The organism is Citrobacter sp. Cf072, assembly GCF_030334485.1.
In the GTDB taxonomy this organism is placed as follows: Bacteria; Pseudomonadota; Gammaproteobacteria; order Enterobacterales; family Enterobacteriaceae; genus Citrobacter; species Citrobacter freundii.
On the sequence record NZ_JAOWDX010000035.1, the window covers coordinates 156757 to 178005 of the forward strand.

The window sequence follows — 21249 nt, forward strand, 5'->3', positions numbered from 1 at the left end:
CTCCTGCACGGTTTTCGTAAATCGTTGTTTGAGTTGCTACTGTGAGCAAAATAGGACAAACAGGTGACAGTTAAATGTACGAAATATGACAGTTTTATGACAGCAACAACATAAAATATAAAGCATTGAAAAATAACAAAAATAAATCAATTAGCTTTCATTTTTTTTGTCATAAAATTTTTGATGCGTTGGGATTCGGATGGTAAATATGACAACGGCTGTCATAAACAGCCGTTGCCTGAGGAGGATTAGTTTTTAATTTCCATGATGATCGTAGCATTGGCGCTAAAGGTACCGGGCTTTGGCCTGGCACCGGTGGCGCTACCGGGTGCGGCAGAGAAATTGAACTCGCCATCTTCTTCACCCAAACGCGAACGTTTTCCCATATCTGTTTCCATGCGCCCGCCGTTCACATCAACTTCTTTATCGTATTCATCATAAATCTTGATTCCAACATCGTCGTTTGATGTCTGTAACATTGTGGGCGATGTCGCCGTCTGCGTCGCATGTAGCGAAACTTCAACATCTTGCCCAGCCGCCATTCCCGTACATTTAACCGATGCCTTTATCGGAATTTTACGGCTGGTAATCGCCGCACCCGGCGTCGATGAAAATTCGGAGGCGGGTATTTTTTCAAAATTGACTTCAATCACTTGCCCTCCATTAACTTCACACTCCTGTGGAGCGGTAATATCCCCCTGGATATAGACATCGGCTAACGGAGTAGGACTATCTGCACCAGTGGCGTTCGTTTTACCATACAAAGAAGCCATCAACATAGTTGGAATAATCATTTTGCCAATAAATGGTTCCTTGACATAAAAATAAACAATCGCATCTGATCCACTATCAAAATTCGCTATTTTTTTATTATTGGTACATGTATTTTTACCATCAGGATTGTTAGGTTGATTGGAAAAAGGAACATTAATATAACCTCTACCGAGAATAGCGATGGAGATCCCTACATCCAAATACTCATTAAGATTATAATATTGTATATTACTCCGAACCCCTGATTTATCTAACGAGGGATTTTCCACGGCAGTATAATAAACATAGTTGAAATTGTTGGTACAGTAGCAAAACCCATGATATTTATCATCATTATCAACATGCTGCTCAAATGTTTGCCCACTTTTATTTTGAGTTGCACTAATTGTTTTATTTGGGAATGTTAATATACTATGATGCGTTCCACCATCAGCCTCACAATAAAAATCGGCGGCTAATAGATTTTTGCAAAAAATAGCGGACGTTATAAATATAAAACAGATAACCAGTCTCAAATCAATATCCTTTTTATTTGCAGCCAACTTTAACCTGAATCAGTTCATTATTTTTCGGTTCAGGAAAATGGTAATGTGCAGAACAGGTGCCCAGATTACCCGTAATCGTAAAATGACCTTCTGCCGGCATTCCGGATAAATAAAGCTCACCATTATCACCTACAATCCCCGTTACCGTGCCGGACTCTAGATCCGCCGAGGCCATAGCGCCAAATGGCGCGGGTTTACCATCTGGCATCGCTACCGTAAACAGCACACGATAACCAACATGAGTGACAAACGTCGCTTTCACCACAGCGCCGCGCGTAGGTACCAGATTGACAACGGTATTTTCCAGTTCGACATTAGCGCGCGAGAAATAATTACTGTTGATCGCCACCCGGTTTTCATCATACGGATTCATTTGCGTTTTTACCGTATAGCCTCGCCAGTCGGTGGATACGCCGGTGGCGTTCTCCACAGAGAGGCCATCTGCCCCCGGCGCTTCAACCAGCGCCACCGTTTCTCCTAGCTCTTGCGAAAAAGTAATGCCGCCGCTGTGAACCAGAATACCGCCCCTAACTCCGTAGTTAAGGCGCTGTGAATCCTGACTATAGGCATAGCTGCCGTTGACAGATCCATAAGTACCGTCGTAATTCAGGCTGGCATTACTGCTATAGCTGTCTTCTGGATTGCTAACCCATGACTCCTGGACGTTATAGGCAAGGTTATGTCCTTCCAGTGCGGTACCGCCCAATCCAACCTGCATCGTGCTGTCATTATGGTTATTTTGCGTCAGCGAATAGTTGACGTAGCTGTTTTCCAGCCAACCAGAGAGCGGAACCGAAACCGACAGCATAAAAATATGCTCATGATCGTTCTCATCATCATAAGACTGACTGCTTCCATAACGATTGACAGAATCGGTGTAGTTCCAGGAAACGTTCCACGAAATACGCCGCCAGGTGTTGGCATAACCAAACTGAACCAATTTCTCGACGTCATCCGTTTTCCAGTACTGTTGTCGACTCAACGTCAGATAAATATTACCGTAGCCCCGGGCAAAAGATTGCGACCACGTCCCTTCAATACGGCTACGTCGGTTACCAGTCATCCAGAAATCTTCATCATTATTCTGCCGGGATGCCCATTCATTGAGCGTGTAATATCCTTCCGTGGAGTAACGGTATCCAACCAGACGGAAATTCGTATCGGTTTCATCGAAACGCTTAGAATAGAGAAAGCGATAAGATTGCCCGGTTTCATCGTCGCCATCGTCAAAGTTGGCATGCGCGTGAGTCACATCCAATGACAGCGCACCGAGCGAGCCCATATCCTTACCCATCCCCATTGCCGCAGAAGCATAATCATTCGCGACCTGTGTACCGCCATACAGCGTGAGCCCCCACGGCAAACCATGGAGAACCTGAGCCTGTAGCACATTGGGCGTAAAGCCGCTCTCATCGCGTATTTCACCGACGCTAATGTCCACATCGGTTTGCCCTTCACGTTTCAGAATGGCAAGCGAGGCATACGGCTGGGTAAAGTGCTGCTCGCTGCCATCCTCCTCTTTGATGGTCACATCCAGATCGCCGCCGCCGCTGGTGGTGTTAAGATCGGTGATCTCAAAAGCCCCTTGCGGTACAGCAGACTGATAAATAACATAATTATTCTGCCGAATAATCACCGTCGCGTTGCTTTTAGCGATACCACGAACTATTGGCGCAAAGCCATTCTGGCTGGATGGCAACATATCGTCGTCGGTATACAACCGTGCCCCACGGATTTGCGTGCTGTCAAAAACATCACTCGCCGTCCAGGTATCACCCAGCATAATCTGGCTACGCAGCGCGGCAATATCTCGCTGAACGTAGCTACTGATAGAGTGGTATTCAGTACTGTTTTCCGTCGCGTTTAAGGTGCTGTAGTTACGTAGCCGCCAGGCACCGATATTCAAACCGTTGCGTAAGTTGAGGTAATAGCTGTCATCCTCAGAGGAGTCATAATTGGATTTTAATGTGTGTGCCCCGGAGAAATCATAGTTAACCATCAGCGCATTAATCCCCTGATCCCAGCGGGAGGGGCTGATATAATCAGCCGCCGAACTATCCAGATAAATTTGTGGAACAGAAATATTCAACGCCAGTTTGTTAGCATCAAAAAACCACGATGAGCCATCGATCAAGGGAACCGGATTGATACACGCTTCACTATCAGCCTCATTCAGTTCCTTCAGCGCATTAACTTTTACACCATAGGAAGATAAAACATCCTTTATGGCAATAAAGCAGGGGTGAAGCTCCCCTTCCGGTGAGTTCTGAATAAATTTAATATCCTGTCGTTCAAAAAAACGACCATTAACGATTACATCAACCTTATAATTACCCGGAGGAAGCGCATTTGAGCGGTTAAACTGACGGATATCGACATTAACCGGGTGATCGATCTCCAGAAGATTCGGGTTAAATAATGAATCCTGCGCCATACTCTGAAAAGTAGCGCTCATAAAAACGCCGGAAACCAGTATGAAATAACGACCTGAATCAATCATCGTGACGTCCTTGTCGGGTAGTTAAAGGGCCCTTTTTATCGGATCGCTGATCGCACCGTAATCGTTAATGAATTTCCATACCAACGAACGCCCAGCAGCCCCTTCAGGAATGTCCAGGGCTATCGTTTCAAACGGCTTAATCATATTTAAGGTGATATCTTTTCCGTCAACAATTACGCTCATCACATTGATATGAATAGGCGTTGGATTATTCACCATCAGTTTATTTCCCTGACGCTGCCAGGATACTTTGGCTACTGCCTTTTCCGGCGTAATGGTTATCGACGCGGGACGCCAGAAAAGCTTAATTCGTGTTTTAATAGCAATTTCAAGAGAGCTCCCCTCTTTTTTATTCGTTGACGGGGGAATATTTTTAACATTAAACCAAAAAACAGATTCACGATCGGTAGGAAGATTACCCTCTGTTTTAATAATACGTAATATTTTTTCTTGCCCAGCCTCGAGTCGCGACACAGGAGGAATCGTCGTAAAGGGCGGTTTGCTCTTATCATTTTTGTCAAATGGATCGACCCACGACTGAATTAAATAAGGGAGTTTAGATTCTTTATTATAAATAGATATCGTTGCATCGGGTGCATTACCTGGAAAAATAACTCGTGTGCCTCCAACAACGATACCTGAAAAAGACACCGATGAATAAAATGAAAAGACCATAAACAGAACTATTTTAAAATAATGACCAGGCATACATGTATCCAGAAATAAAAAGACGCTCGCTATAACAAAGAAAAAGGAATAGCACAATAACGAGCGCCATTTAATTAACAATGAATATTCAATTGAAACGAATGACTCTTTGTATTACTTCACATATTCAACGGTGAACTGGGAATCGGCGTTAGCGGTACCGGCAGTCACTGTCGCAGAAGTGGCAATATAACGAGCAACAAACTGCATAGACGCTTTAGTCGCAACAATCGGGGTTTCAGCTGATTTTGTATACAGCTTAACCTGAGAGTTATCAGCTTTGTTATAGATACGGATCGCAACACCTGTTGCGGTAATCGGTGCAGGTTCAGTTCCTGTATAATCACCCGGAGTCGTCGTATTCAGCGGATCGCCAATAGCCAGGTCGCCATTACCGTCGGCAGCTTCTGTGCCATCGAAGCGAACGCCCGCTTTGGTATATGTATCCGGGCATTTCTCCAGGTCAATATGGAAAGCCGTCGGCGCGGCGGTAGAACCTGCACCGGTGAATGCAGTACGGTTTACTTTACCTAAGTCGACACTCTGATCTTTGGTATCTGCGGTCACTTCACACGTACTGTCAATCACTTCACCACGAAAGTGGACGGTACCATCAGAAGCAAATACCTGGCTTGCCATAATCGTAGAAGAAAGCACCAACGCACCCGTAATTAAATTTAGTTTCATTTTATCCCTTTATATATTAAATTATCTTAACGTTTTATTTTCACAGATAAAAAATAAAACAAATATCCTTTACATCGGGATAGATAATACTCCTTAAAATATATAAACAGCAAATTACAAAATCTGTAAAACAGAAATAATCAGGTTTACAGATTTCATTAACTAATAATACAAGCATATACATTAATTATTAATATAACAATTACCTCACATTTTATATATCAGAATTTAAATTTTCAGAATTCACCCATAAAAAAGTGCAAAAAAAACACAATCAGCTCAATCTACAAGCTAACATCATTATTATTTATATGATTTAAATATAATTACAAACAGGTGATTAATCTATAATTAAAATACTATTTAGAATATTTGTAAATGCAAATAAAAAAGGTTGCTGTATTGCTACAGCAACCCTTAATAGCTTTGTACTAAGTATTATTCTACGGTAACTGACTTCGCCAGGTTACGCGGCTGATCGACGTCGGTGCCTTTAATCAGTGCCACATGATACGCCAGCAGCTGCAGCGGAACGGTGTAGAAGATTGGTGCAATCACCTCTTCCACATGCGGCATCTCAATGATGTGCATGTTTTCGCTGCTGGTAAAGCCAGCATCCTGGTCAGCAAAGACGTACAGCTGACCGCCACGGGCGCGAACTTCTTCAATGTTGGATTTCAGTTTTTCCAACAATTCGTTGTTCGGCGCAACCACGATAACTGGCATATCGGCATCAATCAGCGCCAGCGGACCGTGTTTCAGTTCACCTGCGGCATAAGCTTCAGCGTGAATATAAGAGATCTCTTTCAGCTTCAGCGCGCCTTCCAGCGCAATTGGATACTGATCGCCACGGCCAAGGAACAGCGCATGATGTTTGTCAGAGAAACCTTCTGCCAGAGCGGCAATGCGTTTGTCCTGAGACAACATCTGCTCAATACGACTCGGCAGCGCCTGCAGACCGTGAACGATCTCCTGCTCAATAGACGCATCAAGGCCTTTCAGACGGGACAGTTTCGCCACCAGCATCAGCAGAACGGTCAGCTGAGTGGTAAATGCCTTCGTGGAGGCCACACCGATTTCGGTACCGGCATTGGTCATCATCGCCAGGTCAGATTCACGCACCAGAGAGGAGCCCGGAACGTTACAGATAGCCAGCGATCCCAGATAGCCCAGCTCTTTAGATAAGCGCAGGCCCGCCAGGGTATCCGCCGTTTCACCAGACTGAGAAAGGGTAATCATCAGGCTGTTACGGCGCACGGCGGATTTGCGATAGCGGAATTCGGAAGCGATTTCGACATCACAAGGAATACCCGCCAGCGATTCAAACCAGTAGCGGGACACCATACCGGAGTTGTAAGACGTACCGCAGGCGATAATCTGGATATGCTCAACCTGAGACAGCAGCTCGTTGGCACGCGACCCCAGCTCGCTTAAATCCACTTCACCGTGGCTAATGCGCCCGGTCAGCGTATTTTTAATCGCGTTCGGCTGTTCGTAGATCTCTTTCTGCATGTAGTGGCGATAAATACCTTTTTCGCCCGCGTCATACTGCAGATTCGATTCGATATCCTGACGTTTCACTTCTGCGCCAGACTTGTCGAAAATAGAGACAGAACGACGAGTCACTTCCGCGATGTCACCCTCTTCCAGGAAGATGAAGCGACGGGTTACCGGCAGCAGCGCCAGCTGATCGGAAGCGATGAAGTTTTCGCCCATACCCAGACCAATCACCAGCGGGCTACCAGAACGGGCCGCCAGCAGGGTTTCCGGATTACGGGTATCCATGATCACCGTGCCGTAGGCACCACGTAGTTGGGGAATAGTGCGCAGCACGGCTTCACGCAGCGTACCACCCTGCTCCAGTTCCCAGTGCACCAGGTGAGCAATCACTTCGGTGTCGGTTTCAGAAACAAAGGTATAGCCACGCGTTTTCAACAGCTCACGCAGTGGTTCATGGTTTTCAATGATGCCGTTATGCACCACAACAATGTGTTCAGAAACATGAGGATGCGCGTTCGCTTCTGAAGGTTCACCGTGTGTCGCCCAACGGGTATGAGCGATACCTGTACCACCATGCAACGGATGTTCTTCCGCAGCAGCAGTCAGCATCTGCACTTTACCCAGACGACGCAGACGGGTCATGTTACCTTCAGCATCGACGACGGCCAGACCAGCAGAGTCATAACCACGATATTCCAGACGACGTAAACCTTCGAGAAGGATTTCAGCTACATCACGCTGCGCGATAGCGCCAACAATTCCACACATATTTTTTGATTCCGAATTTAGGCATTATGCCTGTCGTTGTCGCTGACCTGTATTTGCCCATTTCGGGCGCCCCGAGCCTTGTAGAGAGTGGGGTTATTTTTATGGTACTGCTTGTTGAGCGGAGGATTATGTTATCCCCTCATCTCTTGTGTGCCTGATGGCGCTTACGCTTATAAGGCCTACAGAACGTCACCGCACGTAGGCCGCCATCCGGCAAAAATCACTTACTTCTTCTTCACCGGACGCTGCCAGCCCTGTTTATGGACCTGAGGTACACGGCTTAATACCAGTTCGTTATCGGCGACATTACGCGTTACGGTGGTTCCGGCGGCAATCGTCGCACCTTTACCAACGGTGACAGGCGCCACCAGCTGAGTATCAGAACCCACAAACACATCATCACCAATAATGGTTTTAAACTTATTGGCGCCATCGTAGTTGCAGGTAATCGTACCCGCGCCGATATTCACGTTATCGCCAATTTCCGCATCACCCAGGTAGGTCAAATGACCGGCTTTGGAGCCTTTACCCAGACGCGCTTTTTTCATTTCGACAAAGTTACCCACGTGCGCGCCTTCCTGCAGCTCAGCACCCGGGCGCAGACGTGCGAATGGACCAATGGTGCAAGCGGCTTCCAGATGCGCATCTTCCACCACACTGTATGGGCTAAGCTCGCAACCCTCACCAATCACGCTGTTTTTGATGATGCAACCGGCGCCAATCTTGACGCGATCCCCAACGGTTACGTTACCTTCAATGATAACGTTAGTATCAATTTCAACATCGCGCCCGTGAATAAGCGTACCGCGAAGATCAAAACGTGCCGGATCGCGCAACATCACGCCCGCCAGCAGCAGTTTTTCTGCCTGCTCGGACTGATAAACACGTTCCAGGCGGGATAGCTGAAGACGGTTATTCACCCCTTCAGTTTCGCTAATGCGTGCCGGATGTACTGCAGCAATTTCACGTCCTTCCTTATACGCCATCGCGATGATATCGGTGATGTAGTATTCACCCTGCACGTTATTGTTGGTCAGTTTAGACAGCCAACGCTTCATGTCAGCGCCGTTGGCAATCAGGATACCAGTGTTTATTTCCTGGATTTGACGCTGCTCGTCGGTGGCATCTTTATGCTCAACGATACCCGTGACATTGCCGTTATCGCGGGTAATTCGGCCATAACCGGTTGGGTCATCAAGTTTTACCGTTAGCAAGCCAATGCCGCCCTGCGGTTTAGCTTCACGCAGGCGACGTAAGGTATCGGTAGAGATCAGCGGCACATCGCCATAGAGCATTAAAATGTCTTCATCATCACCAAAGAATGGCGCCGCCTGCTGCATTGCATGGCCGGTACCCAACTGTTCCGCCTGCAGAACCCAGTTCAGATTGCCATCTTTCAGCGTCTGCTTGAGCAAATCACCACCGTGCCCGTAGACCAGATGTACGTGAGTCGCACCTAATTCATTAGCAGCATCAATGACATGCTGAACCATCGGTTTTCCTGCGAGGGTATGCAGCACTTTAGGGAGATCGGAATACATACGCGTGCCTTTGCCTGCGGCAAGGATCACGACGCTCATAGCATTATTCAACATACACATCCTGACTGTAATTTGAGAACGAATTTATACCGTTTCACATTGAAAATACTACATTTTTTTCAGCGTGAAATGGACCGAAGATAAAACGTTCAACAGGGGTAATTCCCCATCTGATAACTCACTATTTTCGTCTAAATCAGTATCTTTTGTCTGCCAAAAACCTGGGGACTGCTCTTATTAAAGCCTTAGGTTAATGTTTTTGCTATTTTTTTACCGCATGAATAAAGAGTTACACATGCAAAGCCCGATTTTTTTTATGTGATTCAGTGAGAAACCGAACATGTGTACGCGAAATAAAAAGTTGAGGGAGAAGAGTAGGGGAGGGGATTTATAACAACAAGTGGCGCTGACTGATAAACCATATCAAGCATCGCGCCACAGGACAGGCAGGTAAAGTCTAAAAGCTCATATTGCTGAACATGGCGATGATTTTATTGAGTAATTTCATGTTGGCATCTCTTTTTATCTGATTTTATTATGTGACATACATCACATAAAAAGAGTCTACGCCGCATTTTTTAGCCAATCAATATTTTTATGATCTAAATCACAAAACAGCTTTCAATTTAAATGTTCTTGCAGCAAAAACAAAAAAAGCCAGCCTGGAAACCAGACTGGCCTTTGTGCTTTTCAAGCCGGTGTTACATCGCTTTTTTGGTCAACTCGATAACGCGCAGTTTCGCGATCGCTTTGGCCAGTTCCGCAGATGCCTGAGCGTAATCCACGTCACCATGAGAGCTCTTGATGTGCTCTTCAGCCTTACGCTTCGCTTCCAGGGCTCTCGCTTCATCGAGATCCTGTCCGCGAATCGCGGTATCAGCCAGAACGGTCACGCTGCCAGGCTGCACTTCGAGAATGCCGCCGGACAGGTAGATAAACTCTTCATGACCGAACTGTTTAACGATGCGGATCATACCAGGCTTAATGGCGGTGAGCAGCGGTGCGTGACCCGGGAAAATACCCAGTTCACCTTCACTACCCGTTACCTGGATTTTCTCGACCAGACCAGAGAACATTTGTTGCTCTGCGCTGACGACGTCCAGGTGGTAAGTCATTGCCATATCACCCTCCGATTAAGGCGTTAAAGTTTTTTGGCTTTTTCCACGGCTTCGTCGATAGAACCAACCATGTAGAACGCCTGCTCTGGCAGGTGGTCGTATTCGCCTTCCATGATGCCTTTAAAGCCACGGATGGTGTCTTTCAGGGAAACGTATTTGCCCGGAGAACCGGTGAATACTTCCGCAACGAAGAACGGCTGGGACAGGAAGCGCTGAATCTTACGTGCGCGAGCTACCACCAGTTTATCTTCTTCAGACAGTTCATCCATACCCAGGATGGCGATGATGTCTTTCAGTTCCTGATAACGCTGCAGCAGGGACTGTACGCCACGCGCGGTGTCGTAGTGTTCCTGACCAACAACCAGCGGATCCAGCTGACGGCTGGTGGAGTCCAGCGGGTCAACTGCCGGGTAGATACCCAGAGATGCGATCTGACGGCTCAGTACCACGGTTGCATCCAAGTGAGCAAAGGTGGTTGCTGGGGATGGGTCAGTCAAGTCATCCGCTGGTACGTATACCGCCTGAACGGAGGTGATAGAACCGGTTTTGGTGGAGGTGATACGTTCCTGCAGAACACCCATCTCTTCCGCCAGGGTCGGCTGGTAGCCTACCGCTGATGGCATACGACCCAGCAGTGCAGATACTTCTGTACCGGCCAGGGTGTAACGATAGATGTTATCAACGAACAGCAGAACGTCACGACCTTCGTCACGGAACTTCTCAGCCATGGTAAGACCGGTCAGCGCAACACGCAGACGGTTTCCCGGCGGCTCGTTCATCTGGCCATATACCAGGGATACTTTGTCCAGAACGTTGGAGTCGGTCATTTCGTGGTAGAAGTCGTTACCCTCACGAGTACGTTCACCTACGCCCGCAAACACGGAGTAACCGGAGTGTTCGATCGCGATGTTACGGATCAGCTCCATCATGTTTACGGTTTTACCTACACCCGCACCACCGAACAGACCAACTTTACCGCCCTTAGCGAACGGACACATCAGGTCGATAACTTTGATACCGGTTTCCAGCAGTTCCTGAGAGCTTGACAGCTCTTCGTAGGAAGGTGCTGCACGGTGGATAGCCCAACGCTCTTCTTCACCGATATCGCCTTTCATGTCGATCGGGTGACCCAGAACGTTCATGATACGACCCAGCGTTGCTTTACCTACCGGGACTTCGATCGGGTGCTCGAGGTCTTTAACTTCCAGACCACGACGCAGACCGTCAGAAGAACCCATGGCGATGGTACGTACGATACCGCCGCCGAGCTGCTGCTGAACTTCCAGCACCAGGCTCTCTTTACCATTCATAACCTCAAGAGCATCGTACACGCGCGGTACGGCATCCTGAGGGAATTCGACGTCAACCACGGCGCCGATTACCTGGACAATTTTTCCAGTAGCCATCTTGAATCCTCTACGAATTAACCTGGTTATACCGCGGATGCACCACCGACGATTTCGGTGAGTTCCTGAGTAATGCTGGCCTGACGAGCTTTGTTGTATACCAACTGCAGCTCTTTAATCAGGCTGCCGCCATTGTCGGTCGCGGCTTTCATCGCCACCATACGTGCGGCCTGCTCGCTGGCCAGGTTTTCTACCACGCCCTGATAAACCTGAGACTCGACATAACGACGCAGCAGGGTATCCAGCAGCGCTTTCGGGTCTGGCTCATACAGGTAATCCCAGGATTTACGCTTCAATTCATCATCATCTGATGCCGGCAGAGGCAGCAGTTGGGTGATGGTTGGCGTCTGAGACATGGTGTTAATAAATTTGTTGCTGACAACGTACAGTCTGTCCAGGCGACCTTCATCGTAGGCCTGCAGCATCACTTTAACCGGACCGATCAGTTCGGACAGGGAAGGGTTATCCCCCATACCGGTTACCTGAGCAATCACATTACCGCCAACGGAGTTAAAGAAAGACACGCCCTTAGAGCCGATCATTGCGATATCGCACTGAACGCCTTTATCGGACCATGTTTTCATATCCGCCAGCAGCTTTTTGAACAGGTTAATGTTCAAGCCACCGCACAGACCACGGTCGGTCGACACCACCAGGTAGCCCACGCGTTTAACGTCGCGTTCTTCCAGGTAAGGGTGCTTATATTCCAGATTACCATTCGCAAGGTGACCAATCACTTTGCGCATGGTCTCTGCATAAGGACGGCTGGCCGCCATGCGATCCTGCGATTTACGCATTTTGGAAGCGGCGACCATCTCCATCGCTTTAGTGATCTTCTGCGTGTTCTGGACGCTTGCGATCTTACTACGTATCTCTTTTGCGCCGGCCATGAGCTTCTCCTCAATGCCTTGCGGTCCACCCTAAAGCAGACCGCCAGACGTTACCAGGACTGGGTTGCCTTGAAGGAATCGAGGATAGCTTTCAGCTTGCCTTCGATTTCATCGTTATAGCCACCGGACTGGTTGATCTCTTGCATCAGCGGAGCGTGGTCACGGTCAACGTAAGCCAGCAGAGCGGCTTCGAAGCTACCGATTTTCGCCAGTTCCACATCTTCGAGGTAACCGCGTTCAGCCGCGAACAGCACCACACCCTGCTGTGCAACAGACATTGGCGCATACTGTTTCTGCTTCAGCAGTTCAGTTACTTTCTGACCGTGGCTCAGCTGCTTACGAGTAGCTTCATCCAGGTCGGAAGCGAACTGAGAAAACGCTGCCAGTTCACGATACTGCGCCAGCGCGGTACGAATACCACCGGACAGTTTCTTGATGATCTTGGTCTGCGCTGCACCACCAACACGAGATACGGAGATACCCGGGTTAACTGCCGGACGAATACCGGAGTTAAACAGGTTGGTTTCCAGGAAGATCTGACCATCGGTAATAGAAATTACGTTGGTCGGAACGAACGCAGAAACGTCACCCGCCTGGGTTTCGATAATCGGCAGAGCGGTCAGGGAGCCGGTTTTACCTTTAACTTCACCATTGGTGAACTTCTCAACGTATTCCGCGTTTACGCGGGATGCGCGTTCCAGCAGACGGGAGTGGAGGTAAAATACGTCGCCCGGGAATGCTTCACGTCCTGGTGGACGACGCAGCAGCAGGGAAACCTGACGGTAAGCAACAGCCTGTTTAGACAGGTCATCGTAAACGATCAGTGCATCTTCACCGCGGTCACGGAAGTATTCGCCCATTGCGCAACCGGCATATGGTGCCAGGTATTGCAGTGCAGCAGATTCAGACGCGGTCGCCACAACAACGATGGTGTTGGACAGTGCGCCGTGTTCTTCCAGTTTACGAACCACGTTAGAAATGGTGGACGCTTTCTGGCCGATAGCCACGTACACACATTTGATGCCGGAATCACGCTGGTTGATGATGGCATCGATTGCCATCGCGGTTTTACCTGTCTGACGGTCACCGATGATCAGCTCACGCTGGCCACGACCGATTGGGATCATGGCATCAACAGATTTATAACCGGTCTGTACTGGCTGGTCGACGGACTGACGTTCGATTACGCCCGGTGCGATAACTTCGATTGGCGAGAAGCCATCGTTATCAACCGGACCTTTACCGTCAATCGGGGAACCCAGAGTGTTCACCACACGACCCAGCAGGCCACGGCCAACCGGAACTTCCAGAATACGACCCGTACACTTAACCTTCATGCCTTCGGCGAGGTCAGCGTATGGACCCATCACAACTGCACCTACGGAGTCGCGCTCCAGGTTCAGTGCGATAGCGTAACGGTTACCCGGCAGGGAAATCATCTCACCCTGCATACAATCGGCCAGGCCGTGAATGCGGATAACACCGTCACTTACAGAAACAATAGTACCTTCGTTGTGAGCTTCGCTCACAACATTGAACTGAGCAATGCGCTGCTTGATCAGTTCGCTGATTTCGGTGGAATTCAGTTGCATGCTCCAGTCCCCTTAAGACTGCAAGACGTCTGCAAGGCGTTCAAGACGGCCGCGTACGCTGCCATCAATGACCATATCACCCGCTCGGATGATTACGCCTGCCATTACAGACTTATCGATTTTGCAATTCAGCTTAACTTTGCGTGACAGACGTTTTTCCATCGCTGCGCTAATCTTCTTAAGCTGTTCATCACTCAGTGCATTGGCAGAAGTAACTTCTACCTCAGAGATAGCCTCACTGGCTGCACGCAGGTGAATAAACTGCTCAAGAACATCCGGGAGCGCATTCAGACGGTTATTTTCAGCCATTACCCGAATCAGGTTTTGGCCACTTTCGTCCAGTTGCTCACCGCATACGGCGATAAACGACTCAGCGAGCGTTTCCGGCGCCAGCGCGCCAGAGAGAAGCTCTGCCATTTGTTCGTTTTTTGTCACCTCAGCGGCAAACATCAGCATATCCTGCCAACGGTCAACGCTTTGGTGCTCAACGGCAAAGTCAAAAGCTGCTTTGGCGTAGGGGCGAGCTACCGTAACAAATTCAGACATCAGCCCCTCCCTCCTTACAGTTCAGCGACAAGTTTGTCCACGATGTCGCTATTAGCAGCTTCATCCACGGAACGTTCGATGATCTTCTCGGCGCCAGCAACAGCCAGGATAGCAACTTGCTTACGCAGCTCTTCGCGAGCACGTTTACGCTCGGCTTCAATTTCCGCCTGCGCCTGTGCCACGATTTTAGTACGTTCCTGCTCTGCTTCAGTTTTAGCTTCGTCCAGGATCTGAGCACGGCGTTTGTTCGCCTGCTCGATGATTACCTGAGCTTCCGCCTTCGCTTTTTTCAGCTGGTCGGTCGCGCTGGCCTTTGCAAGGTCAAGATCCTTATGTGCTCGTTCTGCAGAAGCAAGGCCGTCAGCAATTTCTTTTTGACGTTTTTCGATGGCAGCCATTAAAGGCGGCCATACGTACTTCATGCAGAACAGAACGAACAGGACAAACGCGATGGCCTGGCCGAGGATTGTTGCGTTAAGATTCACAGCACAATGCCTCTATCTAGTTAACGTTCTGATATTGCTCTTAATTCAAGCAACGCTTACTACGCGACAGCAAACATCACGTACAGACCCAGACCTACAGCGATCATTGGGATTGCATCCACCAGACCCATAACGATAAAGAACTGAGTACGCAGCAGAGGAATCAGATCCGGTTGACGCGCTGCGCCTTCCAGGAATTTACCCCCGAGGATGCCGATACCGATCGCAGCACCGATTGCCGCCAGACCCATCATCACAGCGGCAGCAATGTACAGCAGATCCATATTCAGGTTTTCCATGACAGTCTCCAGTTTGTTTCAGTTAAAACGTAGTAGTGTTGGTAAATTAATGCTCTTCAGATGCCATCGACAGATAGACAATCGTCAGAACCATAAATATGAAGGCTTGCAGCGTGATAATCAGTATGTGGAAAATGGCCCACGGCACATTCAGGATCCACTGTGACCACCACGGCAACAGACCAGCAATCAGAATGAAAATCAGCTCACCAGCGTACATGTTACCGAACAGTCGCAGACCAAGTGAGATTGGTTTGGACAGCAGGCTTACCCCTTCAAGGATTAAGTTGACAGGGATGAACGCCCAGTGATTGAACGGCTGCAGCGTCAACTCTTTCGCGAAGCCACCGATGCCTTTCATTTTGATGCTGTAGAACAGAATGAGGATAAATACGCCCAGCGCCATCGACAGGGTGATGTTCACGTCAGCAGACGGAACCACACGCAGAGCCGGTAGGCCAAAGATATGCTCACCGATGTACGGCAGCAGGTCGATAGGCAGCAAATCCATCAAGTTCATCAGGAATACCCAGACGAAAATCGTCAGGGCCAGCGGAGCAATCAGCTTGCTTTTGCCATGGTACATGTCTTTCACGCTACCATGCACAAAGCCGATTACCAGCTCAATCGCAGTCTGAAATTTACCTGGTACGCCGCTGGTCGCCTTTTTGGCTACGCTACGGAACATAAGCAGGAACAACAGACCCAGAACCACCGAGAAGAAAATGGAGTCAATATTGAGCGTCCAGAAGGTGGCTGGGGGGTTGTGCGGATCCACCAGCGAGAATGTACGTAGGTCCAACTGAAGGTTATTCAGATGGTGTCCTATGTAATCCTGCGGCGTCATATTTTCTGAAGCCATGATGCCTTTACCCTTTGTTGTTAATTACAGCCGGCGCCAGTATCTGAACCACCAGCACCAAAACCCACGTAACGATCAGCGGCATGAATACCGCTTTCAAAACAGCCAACGCCACCACCAACAACACCAGCATAGCTAATACCTTGAAGGCTTCGCCGAAAGCGAACGTCCAGGCTACTCGGCCTTTAGCTGGTGTATGTGCCTGGTGACGCCAGGCAAATATCATAAACAACACATTAGGCAGTAACACTGCCAATCCACCGCACAATGCGGAGATGCCCCAGAAAGGGTCTTTGAGGCTAAATAGCAGTCCACTTGCTATTACCGCCAGAAACTGTGTGAGCAAAAGCTTACGAGCAACGTTTCGACTCAAGAGCGACATAGACATCACGTTTTTACTCCTGCTCCCTTCGAGGTATGCCGCGTGTCGTATAAAACGTTCTTTATGGCTTAGAGTCAAGCATCAAAAAGCGGTCAAATTATACGGTGCGCCTTCTCGATTTCAAACAATAAGTAGCTAAAAAGTGAATAAATGTTTAAATATTTTTCGCTACGCCACATTTATCACTTTTATGCAAACTGTGAACGATCATGCAAAACTGCAAAAGCCGCGTAAACACTGGCTGCAAAGCGTGCACCAGATCACATATTAAGCATATTCGCCCCGGCACTATTTATTTACTTGGCAAATGATGCCATTTCAACTTTTTGATATTTAAGCCTAAAATTCGTTACTGTTTTAAAAATAGCGAATAACAACAAAAAAACCACCCATTGACATTTATAATAAAAAATTAACACGGGCGGTGATTCTTTGATTCTATTTTTAGCAGGCTGATATTTTCACAGCTGACTTGTTTCACTTTTAACAAAAAACGGTACGTTATAGTTATGATGCAAAACCGTAAGGCATTAGTGAAATGTAACGACATTTAACCACACTATTCCTTATGACTTTTAACACCCGAAGAACCGTTTTTTTTCTATTTTTTTTGATAAAAATTAAATTTTGTTTGGCTTAATAACCACCAGATGACGTTCACCATCCAGTTGCGGAACGCGTAATTTTTCGACCGACTCGACGCTGAATTCTGCAGGCAACGAGGCAATTTCATCTTCAGGCAACTGCCCTTTTAGCGCATAAAAACGCCCTTCCTGGCCAGGCAAATGATGGCACCAGCTCACCATATCATTGAGTGACGCGAAAGCACGGCTAATCACCCCATCAAACGGCGGCTCCGAAGGGAATTCTTCAACGCGACTTTGCACTGGAGTGATGTTAGTAAGCGCAAGCTCATGCTGCACCTGGCGCAAGAAACGAACGCGTTTTCCCAGGCTATCCAGCAGTGTGAAATGCGCTTCAGGACGTACGATGGAGAGAGGGATTCCCGGTAGGCCCGGACCAGTGCCGACATCGATAAAACGCTCGCCCTTCAGGTACGGCGCGACGACAATGCTGTCCAAAATATGGCGCACCAGCATTTCGTTGGGATCACGCACCGACGTCAGGTTGTACGCTTTGTTCCATTTTTGCAGCATATCGACATACGCAATCAGCTGATTTTTCTGGTGATCGGTAAGAGAAATACCGGCATCAGCCAGCAGACGAGAGAGTTTGTTGAGCACGGTCGTTACCTGTAAATAATCTATTGCCCGACGCGCTGTCGCTTATCGGGCCGACAAATTTGTAGGGCGGGCAAACGAAGCGCTCCCGCCAAAAAGTGATATCAAGCGCTGCGACGCAGCATACCTTGTTTTTTCAGCCATACCAGCAGAATGGAGATGGCGGCAGGTGTTACGCCGGAAATACGCGATGCCTGGCCGATCGATACCGGTTTGTGATCGTTCAGTTTGGCAATGACCTCATTCGACAAGCCAGAGACCTGACGATAATCCAGCGTTGCAGGCAACAGGGTGTTCTCATTACGCTGTTGTCTCTCGATCTCTTCCTGCTGACGGGCGATATATCCTTCGTATTTCACCTGAATTTCAACCTGTTCCGCGGCCTGAGCATCATCAAGCGCAGGTGCAAACGCAGATAAAGAGGTCAACTGAGCATAGGTCATATCCGGGCGACGCAGCAGATCTTCACCGCTCGCTTCACGTGACAGAGGTGTCGCCAGGTGAGCATTCACTTCTGCAGCGGACTCCGCTAACGGATTCACCCAGGTTGATTTGAGACGCTGGCGTTCTTGTTCAATACGCTCCAGCTTCTCGTTGAAGCGAGCCCAACGCTCATCGTCCACCAGTCCCAGCTCACGGCCAATTTCGGTCAGACGCAGGTCGGCGTTATCTTCGCGCAGCATCAAACGGTATTCCGCGCGTGAGGTGAACATGCGGTACGGTTCTTTGGTGCCCAGCGTACACAGATCGTCCACCAGCACACCAAGATAAGCCTGATCGCGGCGCGGCGCCCAGCCGTCTTTGTCAGCAGACAAGCGTGCGGCGTTCAGACCAGCCAGCATCCCTTGCGCGGCAGCTTCTTCATAACCGGTCGTACCGTTGATCTGACCAGCAAAGAACAGACCCTGGATGAATTTGCTTTCCAGAGTAGGTTTCAGGTCGCGCGGATCGAAGAAATCATACTCAATCGCGTAGCCAGGACGGACGATTCTGGCATTTTCCATCCCCTGCATGGAACGGACAATTTGCATCTGCACATCGAACGGCAGGCTGGTGGAGATGCCATTCGGGTAAATTTCGTTAGACGTCAGTCCTTCCGGTTCGAGGAAGATCTGATGTTGGTTACGATCGGCAAAGCGCATCACTTTGTCTTCGATCGACGGGCAATAGCGTGGGCCGATACCTTCGATCACGCCTGCGTACATCGGGCTACGATCGAGGTTATTACGGATCACATCATGGGTTTTTTCATTGGTATGCGTGATGTAACACGGCATCTGGCGCGGATGTTGAGATGCATCGCCCAGGAATGAGAAGACCGGCATCGGGTTATCGCTGTTTTGCTGGCCGAGCACGCTGAAATCAATCGTGCGCGCATCGATTCGCGGCGGTGTACCGGTTTTCAGGCGACTGACGCGCAGCGGCAGTTCACGCAGACGACGTGACAGCGGAATAGACGGCGGATCGCCAGCGCGGCCACCGCTGTAGTTGTCCAGACCAATATGAATTTTGCCGTCGAGGAAAGTTCCCACGGTTAACACGACCGCTTTGGCACGGAACTTCAGTCCCATTTGGGTTACCGCGCCCACGACACGATCGTTTTCAACAATCAGATCTTCAACCGCCTGTTGGAAGATCATCAGGTTGGGTTGATTCTCCAGTGCGGTACGTACCGCCTGGCGATAGAGCACACGATCGGCCTGAGCGCGAGTAGCACGAACGGCAGGCCCTTTGCTGGCGTTTAGTATCCTAAACTGGATACCCGCATGGTCGATCGCTTTTGCCATCAACCCACCAAGCGCATCCACTTCTTTTACCAGGTGTCCCTTCCCAATACCGCCGATCGCCGGGTTGCAGCTCATCTGCCCCAGAGTGTCGATATTGTGTGTCAAAAGCAGAGTCTGTTGACCCATTCGCGCCGCGGCCATTGCGGCCTCGGTGCCTGCATGACCCCCGCCAATGATGATGACGTCAAAAGGATCCTGATAAAACATGGTGATTGCCTCGCATAACGCGGTGTGAAAATGGATTGAAGCCCGGGCCGTGGATTCTACTCAACTTTAGTCGATGGAGAAAGACCTGGGATCCTGGGTATTAAAAAGAAGATCTTTTTATTTAGAGATCTGTTTTATTGTGATCTCTTATTAGGATCGCACCTTTCTGTGGATAAGGGCGATCCTTTAAGTAAGATCAACAGGTTGCTGAGGATCATTAGCTGTGAATGATCGGTGATCCTGGTCCGTATAAGCTGGGATCAGAATGAAGGGTTATACACAACTCAAAAACTGAACAACAGTTGTTCTTGGGATAACTACCGGTTGATCCAAGCTTTTAACCAGAGTTATCCACATAAAAAAGTACGATCTTTACAAATCTCTGAGCAACGGATGCCACGATCCCAGCCAAATTTCAGCCGGATCTTCCGGAATTTCATGTTCCAGTACGTTGATCCTGAGCGTTTCGCCGATCTGTTTTGCCCCACAGGCCTTCAATTCGGCTTCCAGCTTGTCGATTGCGCCGCAAAAGGTGTCATATTCACGACTGCCGATCCCGATTGCACCAAAGTGCACTTGTGACAGGTTCGGTTTCTGCTCGCGTAAGGCATCATATAAAGGCTGCAGGTTGTCAGGAATGTCTCCTGCTCCGTGTGTGGAGCTGATAATCAGCCAGATCCCGTCAGTCGGAACCTCTTCAAGCATTGGCCCATGCAGTATTTCGCTGGAAAAACCGGCGTCGTCCAGCTTTTCAGCCAGATGCTCTGCAACATATTCCGCACTGCCAAGCGTACTACCGCTGATAAGAGTGATGTCTGCCATGATCGCCCACCTTTATAAAGAGGGCGTATTGTACGCTGTGTGCGAGCTGGGATCTACCTGTGGAAAAATAGGGGATTAAAAAACCCGATCACGGCTTGATGGTACGCATAATCGGGTTCTGCAAGACGATCAGGGTTTCAGTGGACTGAATTTCGTCAATTGTTTGGATCTTGTTGATAAGTACCTGCTGCAACGCGTCGATCGATTTGCACATTACCTTAATAAAGATGCTGTAGTGCCCGGTGGTGTAATACGCTTCGGTCACTTCATCGAGGCTTTCCAGTCTTGCAAGTGCTGACGGATAGTCTTTCGCACTTTTCAGAATGATGCCGATAAAGCAGCCGACGTCGTAACCCAATTGTTTGGGACTAACATCAATCCGCGCGCCAGTAATAATCCCGGCCTGCTTCATCTTTTCTACGCGAACGTGAATTGTTCCTGGGCTGACGCCGAACTGTTTGGCTAATTCTGCGTAGGCTGTACGGGCATTTTCCATCAGGGCATCAAGAATGCCGCGGTCCAGATTGTCGATCTGATAATTTTCCATAGGTTTTTCTTATGTAGATTAATGATTCCCTCTATTTTAGAC

19 protein-coding genes are annotated in these 21249 nt (G+C 48.8%); all 19 read right to left on the reverse strand.

Annotated features, from left to right (window positions below; genetic code table 11):
* Positions 1 to 248: 248 nt before the first annotated feature.
* Positions 249 to 1316: a fimbrial protein gene (locus OGX66_RS04795; RefSeq protein ID WP_088902915.1), complete on the reverse strand. Its 1068-nt coding sequence runs from the start codon at positions 1314 to 1316 to the stop codon at positions 249 to 251.
* The gene (locus tag OGX66_RS04800; protein ID WP_225990926.1) at positions 1303 to 3774 is read right to left on the reverse strand and encodes a fimbria/pilus outer membrane usher protein; all 2472 of its coding nucleotides are present in this window, start codon (positions 3772 to 3774) and stop codon (positions 1303 to 1305) included. Before OGX66_RS04800 ends, OGX66_RS04795 begins: the two co-directional genes overlap by 14 nt.
* Positions 3775 to 3840: 66 nt before the next feature.
* On the reverse strand, positions 3841 to 4560 hold the full coding sequence (locus OGX66_RS04805; RefSeq protein ID WP_371303540.1) for a fimbrial chaperone: 720 nt from the start codon (positions 4558 to 4560) through the stop codon (positions 3841 to 3843).
* An 81-nt stretch (positions 4561 to 4641) separates the two neighbouring features.
* On the reverse strand, positions 4642 to 5214 hold the full coding sequence (locus OGX66_RS04810) for a chaperone-usher fimbrial major subunit (protein WP_044714273.1): 573 nt from the start codon (positions 5212 to 5214) through the stop codon (positions 4642 to 4644).
* Between the two features lie 438 nt (positions 5215 to 5652).
* Positions 5653 to 7482 carry a glutamine--fructose-6-phosphate transaminase (isomerizing) gene (gene glmS, locus OGX66_RS04815; RefSeq protein ID WP_003023813.1) on the reverse strand — a complete coding sequence of 610 codons (1830 nt, stop codon included), beginning with the start codon at positions 7480 to 7482 and terminating at the stop codon, positions 5653 to 5655.
* A 224-nt stretch (positions 7483 to 7706) separates the two neighbouring features.
* Positions 7707 to 9077 (reverse strand): bifunctional UDP-N-acetylglucosamine diphosphorylase/glucosamine-1-phosphate N-acetyltransferase GlmU, encoded by a 1371-nt coding sequence (gene glmU, locus OGX66_RS04820; protein WP_044700491.1) that lies wholly within the window; start codon positions 9075 to 9077, stop codon positions 7707 to 7709.
* A 647-nt stretch (positions 9078 to 9724) separates the two neighbouring features.
* Positions 9725 to 10144, reverse strand: a complete 420-nt coding sequence (locus OGX66_RS04825; protein WP_003023809.1) for a F0F1 ATP synthase subunit epsilon — start codon at positions 10142 to 10144, stop codon at positions 9725 to 9727.
* A gap of 20 nt (positions 10145 to 10164) precedes the next feature.
* Positions 10165 to 11547, reverse strand: coding sequence for a F0F1 ATP synthase subunit beta (gene atpD, locus OGX66_RS04830; protein ID WP_003023806.1), 1383 nt, complete (start codon positions 11545 to 11547; stop codon positions 10165 to 10167).
* 26 nt (positions 11548 to 11573) lie between these two features.
* Entirely contained in the window at positions 11574 to 12437 is an 864-nt protein-coding gene (atpG, locus tag OGX66_RS04835) for a F0F1 ATP synthase subunit gamma (RefSeq protein WP_003023804.1), read from the reverse strand.
* Between the two features lie 50 nt (positions 12438 to 12487).
* Positions 12488 to 14029: a F0F1 ATP synthase subunit alpha gene (gene atpA, locus OGX66_RS04840; RefSeq protein ID WP_003023802.1), complete on the reverse strand. Its 1542-nt coding sequence runs from the start codon at positions 14027 to 14029 to the stop codon at positions 12488 to 12490.
* A gap of 12 nt (positions 14030 to 14041) precedes the next feature.
* Positions 14042 to 14575 carry a F0F1 ATP synthase subunit delta gene (gene atpH, locus OGX66_RS04845; RefSeq protein ID WP_003023799.1) on the reverse strand — a complete coding sequence of 178 codons (534 nt, stop codon included), beginning with the start codon at positions 14573 to 14575 and terminating at the stop codon, positions 14042 to 14044.
* A 14-nt stretch (positions 14576 to 14589) separates the two neighbouring features.
* Positions 14590 to 15060 carry a F0F1 ATP synthase subunit B gene (gene atpF / locus OGX66_RS04850; protein ID WP_003023796.1) on the reverse strand — a complete coding sequence of 157 codons (471 nt, stop codon included), beginning with the start codon at positions 15058 to 15060 and terminating at the stop codon, positions 14590 to 14592.
* A gap of 59 nt (positions 15061 to 15119) precedes the next feature.
* Positions 15120 to 15359, reverse strand: a complete 240-nt coding sequence (gene atpE / locus OGX66_RS04855) for a F0F1 ATP synthase subunit C (RefSeq protein ID WP_003023794.1) — start codon at positions 15357 to 15359, stop codon at positions 15120 to 15122.
* A gap of 46 nt (positions 15360 to 15405) precedes the next feature.
* A complete protein-coding gene (atpB, locus tag OGX66_RS04860) occupies positions 15406 to 16221 on the reverse strand; it encodes a F0F1 ATP synthase subunit A (protein ID WP_003023792.1) in 816 nt (271 codons plus the stop codon).
* A gap of 7 nt (positions 16222 to 16228) precedes the next feature.
* Positions 16229 to 16609 carry a F0F1 ATP synthase subunit I gene (gene atpI, locus OGX66_RS04865; protein ID WP_003023790.1) on the reverse strand — a complete coding sequence of 127 codons (381 nt, stop codon included), beginning with the start codon at positions 16607 to 16609 and terminating at the stop codon, positions 16229 to 16231.
* Between the two features lie 614 nt (positions 16610 to 17223).
* Positions 17224 to 17847, reverse strand: coding sequence for a 16S rRNA (guanine(527)-N(7))-methyltransferase RsmG (rsmG, locus tag OGX66_RS04870; protein WP_049002642.1), 624 nt, complete (start codon positions 17845 to 17847; stop codon positions 17224 to 17226).
* A gap of 101 nt (positions 17848 to 17948) precedes the next feature.
* The gene (gene mnmG, locus OGX66_RS04875) at positions 17949 to 19838 is read right to left on the reverse strand and encodes a tRNA uridine-5-carboxymethylaminomethyl(34) synthesis enzyme MnmG (RefSeq protein WP_003023784.1); all 1890 of its coding nucleotides are present in this window, start codon (positions 19836 to 19838) and stop codon (positions 17949 to 17951) included.
* A 372-nt stretch (positions 19839 to 20210) separates the two neighbouring features.
* Complete coding sequence (gene mioC, locus OGX66_RS04880; protein WP_003023782.1) at positions 20211 to 20660, reverse strand: FMN-binding protein MioC; 450 nt, start codon at positions 20658 to 20660, stop codon at positions 20211 to 20213.
* A gap of 88 nt (positions 20661 to 20748) precedes the next feature.
* Positions 20749 to 21207 carry a transcriptional regulator AsnC gene (asnC, locus tag OGX66_RS04885; RefSeq protein WP_003023780.1) on the reverse strand — a complete coding sequence of 153 codons (459 nt, stop codon included), beginning with the start codon at positions 21205 to 21207 and terminating at the stop codon, positions 20749 to 20751.
* Between the last annotated feature and the right edge of the window lie 42 nt (positions 21208 to 21249).